We start from the raw sequence: 13,800 nt of genomic DNA, 5'->3' as shown, positions 1-13,800 counted from the left end.
AACTTTCTGCCATGGCTGCATTCGAGAAGAGATCAAAGATTCATAAAATTCCAAATAACTCTAAATTTGAAGAATCAAAAGAGTTCATCTCTCTTGTCGAACAAGAAATAAAATCAAATAGATTGTCCTCTATTGATGAGACCATCAACTATTTAAGGATTCATCAGCCAGACAGAATAAAGAATATGGTGACTGTGTCTACTAAAACTTTTTACAACTATGTACATCAGGGAAAAACATCCATCAAGCCTATCGATCTTCCTCGCATGGTCAGAAGAAAGACAAAAAAGAACTGGAAGTCATACATTCCAAAAAGACAGAAAGGCACTTCCATTACCGAAAGGCCTGAATATATCAAGGATAGAGAAGAATTCGGACACTGGGAAGGTGATCTAGTTACTGGACCTAGAGATGGACAGAATGGTGCATATCTTACTCTCATTGAAAGAAAGACACGCTTCTATTATATGATTCCTATCTCTGCTAAATCTTCAAAGCAGGTCTATATGCAGATAAACAAGCTTCATAAGTTTTATGGTGATAGCTTTAAGGATATCTTTAAATCAATCACCTTTGATAACGGTAGTGAGTTTTCTAGATGGAAGGATATAGAACAGAAGCCAAAATCAAAAGAGAAAAGAACCACTGTCTATTTCGGCAGACCCTATCATTCATGTGACAGAGCCTCAAATGAGAACTGCAATGGACTTATAAGATATTTCATTAAGAAAGGAACTGATATTAATACAATTGATAAGGAGACAACTATTGATATAAACAATAAAATAAACCAAAAGAAAAGAAAGATACTTGGATATCTTTCTTCAGAAGAACTATTTCTCAACGAACTAGCTAAACTTAATGTAACTGGTAATACTATTTTCTATAAAAACTAACTTATCTTCTTATTTCCAGTTTCTGCTTGCAATTCGGGATATTTTGATATTTTGATAAAGAAAATGCGGAAATTTTTTTGTCTTTAAAGGTAAACTTAATTTGTATATTCTTCTCTTTATATTTATAGGTTATTGTACCTTTTCCATTATTGTAATGGTTAGAAGTAGGAGAAGAATAAGTATGCTTTACTGTAGAATAATCAGTTCCAACAGTAATATTATTCTTAAGTTTATACTTCTTAGTAAAGAGAGTGATTGTTTGGATCTTTCCATCCTTTTCTGAATATTGAATATTAGAATCAAATAAAGCATCTGACATCTTTGATGCACTCACACCAGGATAAACCTCTTTATTCTTATAAATGACTGTATAGTCTTTTATATCAGTTTGAGCACTACATGCACATAATAAGAGACATAGTAATAATAGTATCTTCTTCATATGTATACCTCCTTGTCTTTATATTAGAACTTTAATAAGAAATTGCAAGAGAAGTTTGACAGGGAGTAACTACCGTCTAGTACAGTAAGTGTAGGAGGTATTTGTTATGGAATATGTAAAATTAAATAATGGCATAGAAATGCCACTCATTAGTTTTGGAGTCTATCAGATTCCTAAAGAAGATACTAAGAGATGTGTCTTAGATGCAATTAAGTCAGGATATAGAGGCATTGATACAGCACAGAGTTATTTCAATGAAAGTGAAGTAGGAGATGCGATTGTGGAATGTGGTGTATCTAGAGAAGAACTCTTTATTACAACTAAAGTATGGATTGATCATTATGGTTATGAAGAGTGTAAGGCTTCAGTAGAAGAATCATTAAGAAAACTAAAAACAGATTATTTAGATTTGTGTTTACTTCATCAGCCTTTTAGTGACTATTATGGTGCTTATCGTGCTTTAGAAGAGTTATATACGGAAGGTAAAATTAAAGCAATTGGTGTTTCTAATTTCTATCCTGATCGTTTGACAGATATTTGTATGTTTGATAGAAAGGTTATTCCAGCAGTGAACCAGGTAGAAGTCAATCCTTTTAATGCACAATGGAGTGCTCAGGAAAACATGGAGAAACAAGGTGTAAAGATGGAAGCATGGGCTCCATTTGGTGAAGGAAGAAATAATCTATTTACTAATGAAATATTAGTTTCTATTGGTAAGAAATATAATAAGAGTTCTGCCCAGGTTATGTTGAGGTGGCTTATTCAAAGAGGTGTTATTGTTGCCTGCAAGTCTACTCATATTGAAAGAATGCAGGAAAATATCAATGTCTTTGATTTTGAATTAACAGAAGAAGACATGAATTCTATTAAAACATTAGATACAAGTAATAGCTTATTCTTCTCTCATTATGATCCAAATATGGTTGAATGGTTCGATAAGATGGTGAAAGAAAGAATAGTAAATGAAGATTGTAGAAAAGAAAATAAGAAGTGGTAGCTAAAAAGACTTCAATTGAAGTCTTTTTTAACGGATGTTATGTTTTGATATCATCTTTTGAATGAATACAGGTATAAAGAATTCTATCACAAATGAAGAAGTATAGAATAATGCGATATGTATTTTTGTGATAGGCATGATTAATGGAATAATCATCATCTTTATTGTAAAAATCATAATCACTTCTAGAAGAATCCATACAAATGTACCTAAAAGACCTACGAAGGTCTTATAAAATAATTGCGATTAAAAGGGCAGTTAACTGCCCTTAAGTGTTCCAACCTTATGAATGCATAGTGTAGTAATAATTTCTTCTAGTAGAATACTGAAGAACCATAATAAGCATGCATAGAGAATAATAGGTATATGCATCATGAAACTCATAAAGATACTTATGATTAGTAGTATGATTAAATAGAATACGTAGTAGTAAACATAATCATATCGTGCAAGAGATTTTAACTCTTTAATACTTAATCCATTCTCATATAGGAAGAAGTATTCATCCTTGTTGGAATCAATCGTCTTTTGACGATGATAGATAAGAATAATCAACATGATAATAAATATTGCACATATTAACATCAGTAAACTATTCATCATTCTAGAATTAATCTGAGTAAGGTGATCAAGATTCACATTAGAATATACTGTTAAGTGAGGGTCTATATCATTGATTTGAGAAAGAATACTAGAGATATATTGTGCATCATCTACTCTCACAAGTAACATCTTTACATCATCAATATCAAAGTATTTCCTATATATAGCTTCAGGAAGATAGAGTACATCATCTCCTTGAGAAGAAATAGTATTCTTCTTGTTTATGTAGGAAGAAATATGAAAAGTATGATGGTTGATGGTGATGTCTTTACCTAAATTCTTGATTGTATGAGATGCTTTGATTGTATCACCAGTATAAGATTGTACGATTACATCATCAGTAACTGTTTCATAGAATGGAGTGATATGAATATGTTCTATTTCATTGAGGTCTCTTCTTATATCCATTCTAATGGGCTCAGTAATAGAATCATAAGCATACTTACTGTTATTTCCGTAATAGAGGCGTACATCTAATAGTTTCTCTTGTATCGCATTGATCTCATGTGAATAGTATGTACGATATCCAAATATACCTATAGTCATAGAAAGAATTAAACCAAAGAGTATATAAAGTATTTTAGAAGAACGTATAAGATGTTTCTTGTAATAAGATAAATAGTTTTGTGGTTTTCTAGTAATAGAAGTGGTTTCTAGTTCTTCTATCATACTCTTTTTGATAGGTACTATTTTATGATTCTGAATCTCATAGAGATCATCTGCATAATCAAGAATACGTTTATCATGAGTTGCGATAAGAACGCATACAGGGTGTGTATGAATATAATCACTGAGTAGTTCTATTAATAACTTGCAGTTAATAGAATCTAGAGAAGCAGTTGGTTCATCTAAAAGAAGGAGAGAAGGATCTTTCATCAACGCAAAGGCAATAGCTGCACGTTGTCTTTCTCCTCCTGATACATGATCAGGTGTCTGATTGAGTAGATGTTCTATCTTCATAGAACATAGAATATCATTCATTCTAGTTTCATTATATTCCTGTCCGGAGAGTAGGAATGCGAATTCCATATTCTCTCTAATGGTCATGTTATTGAATAATGTACTTTCTTGATGTACATAACCAATCTTTTCTTTCCTTGTAGTAAGAGGGTCATCAATAGAATGACCCTCCATTAAATAATCACAGGCTAAAGGGGCTACAAGTCCTAATTGATTCAATAAGGTTGTCTTACCAGTACCACTTTTTCCTTTGATTGTAGTAATGCTGTTGTTAGATAAGGTGATGCTGGCATCATCAAAGATTACTCTATCAAATGTGATAGATAGATGCTTGATGTTAATCATGATCCGTACTCGTTACCATTATTTTATTTGTAATATAGAAGACTAATGTAGTCACAACAGCACTTACTAAACCTATAATCATCTTGATTGAATTGTTTACTAACGCAAACTCACTCGATGTGAATAGTCTTAAACAGAAGGAAAGAAGAACAGCTATGAACAGGAATGTAGACATAAACTGGATATCAACCATATGAATGGATTGAATCTGTTTCTCATTTAAATCAAGTTCCCTATATCTTATATATTCTCTTGATTTATTATAGAGGATTAAGAAAACAACATAAGCAATAAGACCAACAACAGTATAGATGAGAATCATAGTTTGAGTATTCTTAGAATCCTTTTGACGCATCTTTGCTGTTTGTTTGTAATCATCACTCTCTATATAAGTAACGATGTTTGGAGATATCTTATTGAGCCCATTTCTTACCTGGTCTACATAACTTGCATTTTCACACTCAATTGCATAAGTTGCAGGAACATAATCAACAATATGTTCATTTAGATCTTCATATAAACTAATTGAAACATTAGTTGTACGATATTTATTTATAATAGAGTTCGCAAAGTCATTGTTTAAATAGACTTTTAATGCGTTATTTCCTGTGAAGTCATCCTGATCTTCATTTGATTTGATGACACCATAGATTTTAATAGATACTCTTTTCTTCTGATAAACAGGATGTCGTTCAATTACATCATAAGATTTTTTCTGTAATCCATTTTGATCACCATATCGCATAGTGCCATTATATTCAGTAGAACATACAGGTACACCTATATCCATTTTCATGGTTATAGGAAAATCTGAATCAGTCAATTCTAACGTTTTCATAAGACCTTCGCTTATATAATTTTTGTTTTTATTACCAAATTGACCCTTTATATAACTTGATACAACAACATTATCATCAGTAGAATATTCTCTACCCTTGACTGACATATATGCAATTAAATTATCATCCTCGTCATTTCTTGTATCATAATTACGAGTTGGGAACTGATAATAGCTTGTTATACTTTTAACTCCTTTGACAGATTGAATAGATTGTATTTCTTGAGGAGTCATAGAAAATCCTTGATCATATTCCATGAATCTATAACCAGAAGGTAATTCATTTCTTGTAATGTATTCTTTTCCTGTATAGATAATTTTACTAGTTAAGTTATCCATCATAGATGCTGTATTCTTGTTTGTCATATATAACTCTATACCAGAATATAAAGTCATATTGATAATAACTAAACACAACAAAGCATATAAGAGGATACTGAACTTTTCTTTCTTACTTTTTACATGTGCAATTCTTTTGGGAGTAAATTCATGAGTTACTGAAAGTGGTTCACCATTACTTTCATTATCTATGATACGAGTAAAGTGGAGATTCTGAATTAAATACTTAATATCTAAATATTCATCAAATTCTTCATCATGAATAGTAAGAATAATAACACGGTCATGACTATATTCTTTTAATAACTTCATGATTGAATGTTTATCTTCATAATCTACAGAAGATAAAGGCTCATCTAATATAATACAAGGACTATTAGAATAAACACTTAAGGCTATCATTATTCTTTTCTTTTCTCCTAAGGAACAAGAATCATATTTCTGTGATAAGTTCGCTTTGATGTTTAAACTGTTAGATAGTTCATCTATTGTATTTTGATCATGCTCTCTATTATATATAGATTCTATTAACTCAAATTGCTGGGCTATGGTAAGGTCTCTTTTTAATAGTGCATCCTGATTTCCATAAAATATAGATGAACTATCATTGATAAGGGAGTTAACAGGAATCTGTTTAGATATAATTTTTAAAAAAGTGGTTTTTCCACAGCCACTCTCACCTGCAATACCTATAATACCAATAGAAGGAGCAATGAAATTGGCTCCTTCGAAGAGTATTCTATTAGTTTTGTATGTGAAATTATTTAATTCAATCATTTAGTTCTCACCGTCCAATTGTCTGATTTTTTAAAGTCGCCTACGGTTGCAGTTACATATGCACTAGAATAATAAGTATCGACTTTTGTAACATAAGTGTTAAATTTTTTCTAAGGGATATTTATATTTCCATGCCACATTTTCGCCAGATACTTTCTTTGATATATATGATATAAACTTGAAATACCGCATAAATGTCAGCGCTAACATAATTATAATATATATATATATATATATAATGTAAACATAAAGGGACAGTGAATTATAAAATTCACTGTCCCTTTAAAATGATCAGTTATATGTACCTTATGAATACAAAAAGTAATTCAATAATAGCAACGATGATATATGTAATGGTCCAACGTTTCTTCGTTTTTTTGGGATGATTGAGGTCTCATTTGGTTAGGTATTATAAACAAAAGAGTACAAACAACAATATATAATCCACCAGTAATACCATTTAGATATTTTGAACAATACAACAATAATAATATAAAACAGTTTGTAATTGCATAAGGCAGATTCTGTATGAATTTATTTTTCGCGATATCCGACTCCTTCTATAATCGTTAATTATAGAACATAAACAATAAACACTTCAAAAATCACGGCTATGATAGTAAAAACAAACCATCCAATCTTAGTTTTTTTAGATTCAGCTTTATCTAAATAAAAAGGTAAACCTGTCATCATTGTAAGAAAAATAAGAAAGTTTGATGCTACACGACTTGGTAAAAATCTAGAACAATATGACAATATACATATCAGCACTGTGATTAAATATAAAGGTTTTTTAGGTAAAAGTATAGATTTGATTATATTCATAACAACCTCTCTTTCATAATTAGTGACCACTAACTGAATTATATATTCTATTTGAAATATGTCAATAAATTGCTTATATCATTATTGATAATTCTAAAGTGAAAAGTTAAATTCCACTGTAAGCGGGTCAAAGTTGCGTTTAGTTTTTCACAACTTTCTAGTTGATTTTCTGCAAGCGTATAGTTATTGTGATGTCTGTTTCTTTATTCTATGAAAGGCTAGTTATTATGGCAAAATTAAATAAGAATCTGCATTTAGCAGATGTCTTATGATTGCCTGTGACATAAGAGAACATATATAATATATATGAAGAGGCATTCCAATTGAATAAAGAAAGGAGAATAGTTATGAAAAAGTTAATTCAATTGTTGGTGGTACTCTGTATTTTTGTAATAACGGGCTGTAAAACAAATAAAGAACGTTATCTATCTATTACAACAAGGGGATATGATAAGAAAGGGAATGTAGTAGTGAATATCTATGAATATTCATTATCTACCAAGAAAGTGACTAAGAAGTATACTTCTCCTAATCCACTTGGTGTCTATTCTAAGTCTAATAATGCTGTATATTATGCTGAAGAAGATAATAGTGGTGATTATCTGTATGCTTATGATCTCAATACAAAGAAATCTAAAAAGTTATCTGGTGGTTTAACCGCAATAAATCAGATTATTCCTATAGAGAATAATATCTATGTATTAGGCGTAGAAAAAGGTCAAAGATCACTCAAGCCTTATCATTATAATATAGAAACTAACAAGTTCAGTAAGATTAAGGCAGAAGAGGATTTAGATTTTGATCATATGGTCTATGATGTTTTCAATCATGATTTATATCTATGTGCAAGTAATCAAAAAGAAGAAGATCAGGCATTAGAAGAAGCAAATGCGGGTAAGGGTAGTAAGTATATTGCACCTAATACGCATATTTATCGTTTGAAGAATAATCAACTCAAACGTATCTATACTACAAATCGCAAGTTAGTCTATAGAATGCTTCCAATGGAAAGTGGAAATCTTACATTTACTGAAAGTGACACCATCCCAGTCTGGAATCCTCAATATCATACATATACATTAGATACAAAAACAAATAAGAAAAAAGCAGGAATTAATATTGATGAAATTATGGATGTAACACAGTATGCTTGTTTTAGTTCTTCTCATCAGATTATTCTTCTTGGGCGCAATGATAAACATCAAGGTATATATACATATGATATTGATTCAGGTAAAACTGAATTATTGTATGAATCTAAAAATGAATTGATTAATAGTTTTGAATTATTAGAATAAATAAAAATACCCACAGCTCGTAACTGTGGGTATTTAGATAATAAAAAAATAGACCTTAGTCTATCTTCTAATCGTATGGAGCGGGTGATGGGAATCGAACCCACGTAGTCAGCTTGGAAGGCTGAAGTTCTACCATTGAACTACACCCGCATGGAATGGTGGGGAGGGACGGATTCGAACCATCGAACTCGTAGAGAACTGAGTTACAGTCAGCCGCGTTTAGCCACTTCGCTACCTCCCCACTGGTGCCGACTAGAGGAATTGAACCCCCAACCTACTGATTACAAGTCAGTTGCTCTACCAATTGAGCTAAGTCGGCGTGTGTTGCTAAATTTTAATAAAAATGGTGGAGGTTAACGGGCTCGAACCGCTGACCCTCTGCTTGTAAGGCAGATGCTCTCCCAACTGAGCTAAACCTCCAATATTCTTGGGATATACCGGCCGTTAGACCGATGCTTAAGTGTTAGTGCCATATCCCAACCAAGCACGCTCATATAATATACCAAGTGTTATGCGATTCGTCAACAGGTTTTTACGATTTTTTTAACTAAAATTTAATTTTTTTATTTTTTGTCATTCTATCGCACTGTGTAATAAGAAAAGTTATAATTAAATAAGTGATAAAGGAGATTTAAAAAATGGCAGAATTATTGTATCAAGGACATGGAAGCTATCGCATTGTTTCTAATGAAGGTGTAGTGATTTATGTAGATCCTTATGCAGGTGAAGGTTATGATATGCCTGCAGATATTGTGATTGTAACGCATGAACATAGTGATCATAATCAGGTAGATCTTGTTACATTAAAAGATGATGGTGTAATTTTAAGACATGGAGATTTATTTGTGGATGGTGAATATCCTATTAAGAAGATCAAGAAAGTAATGATTGAAGGAACACCTGCAGAAAATAAGAATCATACAAGAGAAGAATGTGTTGGTTTTATAATGACTGTAGATGGTATTACATTATATGGTGCAGGAGACACAAACTATTATCCTGAAATGGAAAGCTTCAATGATTTAGATTATGCATTATTACCAGTAGATGGTATTTATAATATGAGTGCACAGGAAGCGAGTCGTTGTGCACATGTGATTGATTCTCGTTATTTTATCCCGATTCATACTTCACCTACACAATTATATGATGAAGATATTGCGAAAAGCTTTAAATCACCTCATGCTTTATATATAAAGCCAGGTGAAAGGTTGAAATTATAGTCCAAAATGAAAAGACCACTTGATGTGGTCTTTTATGTTAGTTTTGATCGAAATATCTGTTGAATTTGACGATGAATGTTGTGATTTGATCATCACTTGTAACAGAAATATCACCATGATGAAGGTCTACTATATTCTTAGTGATTGCTAGTCCTAAGCCAGTACCACCTGTTTTAGAGTTTCGTGATGAGTCTGTACGATAAAATTTATTAAATAGAAGTGGGATATCATCTGATGCAATTGTATCACCATGGTTGATGACTTTAACAGTTGCATATTTCTCATCACCGGATACTTCTATCTTTAAATCAGTATTATGATAGCCATACTTAAGTGCATTAGAAATAAGATTATCAAATACACGGGCTAATAACTGACCATCTCCCTGAACATAGATATTCTCTTCAGGCAAATCTACAATAGGCGTAATATTACAGTCTTTAAATGAAGGATAGAACTCGTCTGTCATCTGCATGATTAATCCAGATAGATTGATCATACTCTTATTCAATTTAATATCTGCATTATCAAGCTTAGTGAATTCAAAGAGGTCATCCATCATTTCCTGTAGACGTATTGATTTCTCATACGCAATACCAGAATACTTATGTACATCTTCTTTAGCTAAAGCTGAATCATCTTTAATTAACTCAAGATATCCTACAATAGTTGTAAGAGGTGTTCTTAAGTCATGGGCTACGTTTGTGATTAATTCATTCTTTTGTCTTTCAGCATTACGTTCTATATCTAATGCAGCTCTTTCTTTTTCTTTTAGCTTTTCGCTTTCTTTTTCTTTCGCAAGTAATGTTTTTGATAAGACATTGATGTTAGCTGCAAGAGAACCTAATTCATCATCATATTCTACTTCACACTGTACACCATAATTACCACTTGTTACCTGCTGGATAGAGCGTCTTAGCTTTCTGATATATTCAATTGTGAAATCAATCAGTTTAAAGAAGATTTCTACAAAGACAATAAAAGAAATGGCATAACATAATGCATAACGCATTTCATTTGGTACCGCAATAGGAATAATTCTATCGAATACAATTCCTAGAATAGAATAAATAAGAAATGCGACAAGATAACTTAATGTAATATTAATCAACAAACGCCATTTAAAAGAAGAAATGAACAGCTTTCTTAGTTTCTGCATCATAATTCGAACTTATAACCAATGCCCCAGACAGTAATAATATGTCTTGGTGTACGAGGCTGTCTTTCAATCTTTTCTCTTAGTTTTCTAATATGTACCATGATGGTGTTGTTGGCATGTGTTGCTTCTTCATGCCATATTTTTGTATAGATATCTTCAGTAGAGAATACTGTACCTGGATGTGATGCAAGTAATACTAAGATTTCATATTCAATCTTAGTCACAGCTACTGGACGATTATCTACAGAAACCATCTTCTTATTTGTATCAATAAGAAGGTCGTTGGCCTGGATAATAGAATTATCCACACCAATAGGTTTACTATATACCTGATAACGTCTTAATTGTGACTTAACACGTGCGACTAATTCCATTGCATTAAAAGGTTTTGCGATATAATCATCAGCACCCTTTAATAACCCTTCAATCTTATCCTGATCAGCTGTCTTAGCTGATACAAAAATAACTGGGATATTGTACTTTTCTCTGATCATCTCTAATGCCTGTAAGCCATCTACGCCAGGCATCATCATATCTAAAATTACAAGGTCAATCTTAAACTTTTCAAGATCACGTAATAATGTATATGCATTATAACGCTTTTCAACATGATAACCTTCTTGACTTAAATAAATTTCAATAAGATCACAAATTTCTTTTTCATCATCAATAACTAATATACGAGGTGTTTCCATATGCTTATCCTCCCAAGCCATATCATAATATAATTAATTAATAAAATAAAGAAAAGAATTGCATACGACGGGGGAATTTGCTATAGTTGTAAAGGGCACAAACGGGTCTTCCGTAGGTGTCTTTTTTTGTTTTTTAGAGAAAGAGGTGAAGAGAATGGCAAAATTCATATTTGTCACAGGTGGTGTCGTATCAGGTCTAGGGAAAGGTTTAACAGCTGCATCTTTAGGTAGAATATTAAAACAAAGAGGATTAAAAGTATTCATGCAGAAACTTGATCCTTATATTAATGTGGATCCAGGAACTATGTCTCCTTATCAGCATGGTGAAGTTTATGTAACAGCTGATGGGGCAGAAACTGACTTAGACTTAGGTCATTATGAACGTTTTATTGATGAAGACTTAAACAGAAACTCTTCAGTAACAACTGGTAGAGTATATAGCGATGTAATTTCTAAGGAAAGAAGAGGAGATTACCTAGGTGCAACAGTACAGGTTGTTCCTCATATTACAAATGCAATTAAGGAAAAGATTTATGCTGCAGAAGAATCTTCTCAGGCAGATATCGTTATTACTGAAATTGGTGGTACTGTAGGGGATATTGAATCTTTACCGTTTATTGAAGCAATTAGACAGGTAAGACTCGATAGAGGCTACAAAAATACTCTTTATATACATACAACTTTACTTCCATATATTGGTGCCAGCCATGAAGTAAAGACTAAACCAACACAGCATAGTGTTAAGGAATTATTAGGATATGGTATTCAGCCAGATATCATTGTATGTCGTAGTGAACATACTATTTCTGATGAATTAAAGGACAAGATTTCTTTATTCTGTAATGTTCCTAAGGAAGCAATTATTTCTAACTATGACGTAGATGTTCTTTATGAGTTACCAGTAGAATTATTAGATCAGCATATGGATGATGTTGTACTTGATCATTTAAGAATTGAAGCGCCTGAAGCTGATTTCACTGAATGGCGTGAATTAATTGAAAGAGTTAAGAACTTAAAGGATACAGTTAAAATCAAGATGGTTGGTAAGTATTGTGAATTCCCAGATGCTTACTTATCAGTCAATGAAGCATTAAAACATGCGGGTTACTATGCAAATAGTGAAGTTGAAATTGAATGGGTTAACTCAGAAGAAGTAACTAAGGAAAATATCGCTTCTAAACTTGCTGATACTGATGGTATCTTAGTACCAGGTGGATTTGGCAACAGAGGTGTTGAAGGCATGATTGTTGCAATCCAGTATGCAAGAGAACATGATATTCCATTCTTAGGAATCTGCTTAGGTATGCAGTGTGCTTCTATTGAATATGCTAGAAATGTATGCAAGCTTAATGATGTTAACTCATTAGAATTTGATAAGAACTGTATGACTCCATTAATTTCATTAATGCATGATCAGTCTTTAGAAAACATGGGTGGTACTCAGAGACTTGGTAGCTACACTTGTGAATTAAAAGAAGGTACACTTGCACATCAGTTATATGGACAGGATCTTATCCAGGAAAGACATAGACATAGATATGAATTCAATAATACATATCGTCAGATGTTAGAAGATGCAGGATTAGTGATTTCAGGACGTAATCCAAAGAGAAATCTAGTAGAAATCGTTGAAGTTCCTAATCATCCATATTTCGTTGCATGTCAGTTCCATCCAGAATTCAAGTCTAGACCAAATAGAGCACATCCTCTATTCCAGGGACTTGTGAATGCAGCGCATAAAAAGAAATACAATTAATACATTGGCATGAGGGTAACCTCATGCCTTTTATGGTACAATAAAAGGCATGGAGGTATGGTTATGCGTATAGGACAGTCAATAGATATTCATCAGTTGGTAGAGGGAAGAAAACTTATACTTGGTGGTGTAGAAATTCCTTATGAAAAAGGGTTAAAGGGACATAGTGATGCAGATGTTCTCTTACATGCTATTATTGAATCAATCATTGGGGCATTAGGTGAAGGAGATATAGGTAAACATTTCCCTGATACAGATGATCGCTACAAAGGTATTTCTTCAATGATCTTGTTAGAAGAAACATATAAGCTGATGAATGAAAAAGGTTATAAGATCGGTAATGTGGATGCGATTATTATGACAGAACAGCCAAAGATGGCACCTCATATAGCTACAATGAGACATAATATTGCGAAAGTACTTCATTGTGATGTGACACAGATTAATGTGAAAGCCACTCGTGGTGAAAAGCTTGGTTTTGTAGGAAGAGGAGAAGGAATCGTTTCTCAAGCAGTCTGCTTACTTGAAAATGTGTAATAGTTATGTAATTTTCAAACAAGGTGATGTTTCGCATCATCTTTTTTGTCATTCAGATATCTTTTATAGTATAATGGAGGAACGAAAGAGGTGATACTAGTGAAATGGAG

Annotated in this window: 12 protein-coding genes and 4 tRNA genes; 6 read left to right on the top strand and 10 right to left on the bottom strand. The window is 32.3% G+C overall.

All coding sequences use genetic code 11. From position 1 onward, the window contains the following. A partial coding sequence (locus QZQ55_RS04110; protein ID WP_295090228.1) for an IS30 family transposase occupies window positions 1–896 on the top strand: 896 nt, incomplete at its 5' end. 1 nt (window position 897) lies between these two features. Here QZQ55_RS04110 and QZQ55_RS04105 read toward each other — a convergent pair. Continuing rightward, a complete protein-coding gene (locus tag QZQ55_RS04105) occupies window positions 898–1,338 on the bottom strand; it encodes a hypothetical protein (RefSeq protein WP_295090225.1) in 441 nt (146 codons plus the stop codon). A gap of 106 nt (window positions 1,339–1,444) precedes the next feature. On the opposite strand from QZQ55_RS04105, the gene QZQ55_RS04100 reads away from it, so the two are divergent. Next, window positions 1,445–2,335 carry an aldo/keto reductase gene (locus QZQ55_RS04100; protein WP_295090223.1) on the top strand — a complete coding sequence of 297 codons (891 nt, stop codon included), beginning with the start codon at window positions 1,445–1,447 and terminating at the stop codon, window positions 2,333–2,335. A gap of 27 nt (window positions 2,336–2,362) precedes the next feature. On the opposite strand, the gene QZQ55_RS04095 is transcribed toward QZQ55_RS04100, so the two are convergent. The 3 genes from QZQ55_RS04095 to QZQ55_RS04085 all read right to left on the bottom strand — a co-directional run bounded on the left by QZQ55_RS04095 (window position 2,363) and on the right by QZQ55_RS04085 (window position 6,197). Further along, complete coding sequence (locus QZQ55_RS04095) at window positions 2,363–2,512, bottom strand: hypothetical protein (RefSeq protein WP_217747514.1); 150 nt, start codon at window positions 2,510–2,512, stop codon at window positions 2,363–2,365. Window positions 2,513–2,593: 81 nt separating this feature from the next. Then, window positions 2,594–4,243: an ABC transporter ATP-binding protein gene (locus tag QZQ55_RS04090; protein WP_295090220.1), complete on the bottom strand. Its 1,650-nt coding sequence runs from the start codon at window positions 4,241–4,243 to the stop codon at window positions 2,594–2,596. Beyond that, window positions 4,236–6,197, bottom strand: a complete 1,962-nt coding sequence (locus QZQ55_RS04085) for an ATP-binding cassette domain-containing protein (protein ID WP_295090217.1) — start codon at window positions 6,195–6,197, stop codon at window positions 4,236–4,238. Before QZQ55_RS04085 ends, QZQ55_RS04090 begins: the two co-directional genes overlap by 8 nt. A gap of 1,172 nt (window positions 6,198–7,369) precedes the next feature. Here QZQ55_RS04085 and QZQ55_RS04080 point away from each other — a divergent pair. Beyond that, window positions 7,370–8,320 carry a hypothetical protein gene (locus QZQ55_RS04080; protein ID WP_295090214.1) on the top strand — a complete coding sequence of 317 codons (951 nt, stop codon included), beginning with the start codon at window positions 7,370–7,372 and terminating at the stop codon, window positions 8,318–8,320. Between the two features lie 76 nt (window positions 8,321–8,396). On the opposite strand, the gene QZQ55_RS04075 is transcribed toward QZQ55_RS04080, so the two are convergent. From QZQ55_RS04075 to QZQ55_RS04060, 4 genes are all read right to left on the bottom strand, one after another. Further along, window positions 8,397–8,470 (bottom strand) — tRNA-Gly (locus QZQ55_RS04075). Window positions 8,471–8,476: 6 nt separating this feature from the next. Further along, window positions 8,477–8,561: transfer RNA gene (locus QZQ55_RS04070), tRNA-Tyr, on the bottom strand. Between the two features lie 2 nt (window positions 8,562–8,563). Beyond that, window positions 8,564–8,639, bottom strand: a tRNA-Thr gene (locus QZQ55_RS04065). Between the two features lie 25 nt (window positions 8,640–8,664). Next, a tRNA-Val gene (locus QZQ55_RS04060) sits at window positions 8,665–8,740 on the bottom strand. Window positions 8,741–8,958: 218 nt separating this feature from the next. On the opposite strand from QZQ55_RS04060, the gene QZQ55_RS04055 reads away from it, so the two are divergent. Further along, window positions 8,959–9,543: an MBL fold metallo-hydrolase gene (locus QZQ55_RS04055; RefSeq protein ID WP_187011616.1), complete on the top strand. Its 585-nt coding sequence runs from the start codon at window positions 8,959–8,961 to the stop codon at window positions 9,541–9,543. Between the two features lie 37 nt (window positions 9,544–9,580). On the opposite strand, the gene QZQ55_RS04050 is transcribed toward QZQ55_RS04055, so the two are convergent. Further along, window positions 9,581–10,702 carry a cell wall metabolism sensor histidine kinase WalK gene (locus QZQ55_RS04050; protein ID WP_295090211.1) on the bottom strand — a complete coding sequence of 374 codons (1,122 nt, stop codon included), beginning with the start codon at window positions 10,700–10,702 and terminating at the stop codon, window positions 9,581–9,583. Further along, window positions 10,702–11,397, bottom strand: coding sequence for a response regulator transcription factor (locus QZQ55_RS04045; RefSeq protein WP_022424738.1), 696 nt, complete (start codon window positions 11,395–11,397; stop codon window positions 10,702–10,704). The genes QZQ55_RS04050 and QZQ55_RS04045 overlap by 1 nt, the downstream gene beginning before the upstream one ends. A 154-nt stretch (window positions 11,398–11,551) precedes the next feature. Here QZQ55_RS04045 and QZQ55_RS04040 point away from each other — a divergent pair, with 154 nt between their 5' ends. Both QZQ55_RS04040 and ispF read left to right on the top strand, forming a co-directional pair. Next, window positions 11,552–13,153: a CTP synthase gene (locus QZQ55_RS04040; RefSeq protein ID WP_295090208.1), complete on the top strand. Its 1,602-nt coding sequence runs from the start codon at window positions 11,552–11,554 to the stop codon at window positions 13,151–13,153. 57 nt (window positions 13,154–13,210) lie between these two features. After that, entirely contained in the window at window positions 13,211–13,690 is a 480-nt protein-coding gene (ispF, locus tag QZQ55_RS04035; RefSeq protein WP_295090205.1) for a 2-C-methyl-D-erythritol 2,4-cyclodiphosphate synthase, read from the top strand. Window positions 13,691–13,800 lie beyond the last annotated feature (110 nt).

The organism is uncultured Catenibacterium sp. (assembly GCF_900540665.1).
GTDB lineage: Bacteria > Bacillota_I > Bacilli_A > Erysipelotrichales > Coprobacillaceae > Catenibacterium.
Note: the sequence above shows the minus strand (reverse complement) of the source record. Positions and strands in the feature narration are given on the sequence as shown.

What these genes read in the sequence shown, in the direction of transcription:
- QZQ55_RS04105 (WP_295090225.1), bottom strand. Translation starts at nt 1,338, where the DNA reads ATGAAGAAGATACTATTATTACTATGTCTCTTATTATGTGCATGTAGT.
- QZQ55_RS04100 (WP_295090223.1), top strand. Translation starts at nt 1,445, where the DNA reads ATGGAATATGTAAAATTAAATAATGGCATAGAAATGCCACTCATTAGT.
- QZQ55_RS04095 (WP_217747514.1), bottom strand. Translation starts at nt 2,512, where the DNA reads ATGATTTTTACAATAAAGATGATGATTATTCCATTAATCATGCCTATC.
- QZQ55_RS04090 (WP_295090220.1), bottom strand. Translation starts at nt 4,243, where the DNA reads ATGATTAACATCAAGCATCTATCTATCACATTTGATAGAGTAATCTTT.
- QZQ55_RS04085 (WP_295090217.1), bottom strand. Translation starts at nt 6,197, where the DNA reads ATGATTGAATTAAATAATTTCACATACAAAACTAATAGAATACTCTTC.
- QZQ55_RS04080 (WP_295090214.1), top strand. Translation starts at nt 7,370, where the DNA reads ATGAAAAAGTTAATTCAATTGTTGGTGGTACTCTGTATTTTTGTAATA.
- QZQ55_RS04055 (WP_187011616.1), top strand. Translation starts at nt 8,959, where the DNA reads ATGGCAGAATTATTGTATCAAGGACATGGAAGCTATCGCATTGTTTCT.
- QZQ55_RS04050 (WP_295090211.1), bottom strand. Translation starts at nt 10,702, where the DNA reads ATGCAGAAACTAAGAAAGCTGTTCATTTCTTCTTTTAAATGGCGTTTG.
- QZQ55_RS04045 (WP_022424738.1), bottom strand. Translation starts at nt 11,397, where the DNA reads ATGGAAACACCTCGTATATTAGTTATTGATGATGAAAAAGAAATTTGT.
- QZQ55_RS04040 (WP_295090208.1), top strand. Translation starts at nt 11,552, where the DNA reads ATGGCAAAATTCATATTTGTCACAGGTGGTGTCGTATCAGGTCTAGGG.
- ispF (WP_295090205.1), top strand. Translation starts at nt 13,211, where the DNA reads ATGGTTATGCGTATAGGACAGTCAATAGATATTCATCAGTTGGTAGAG.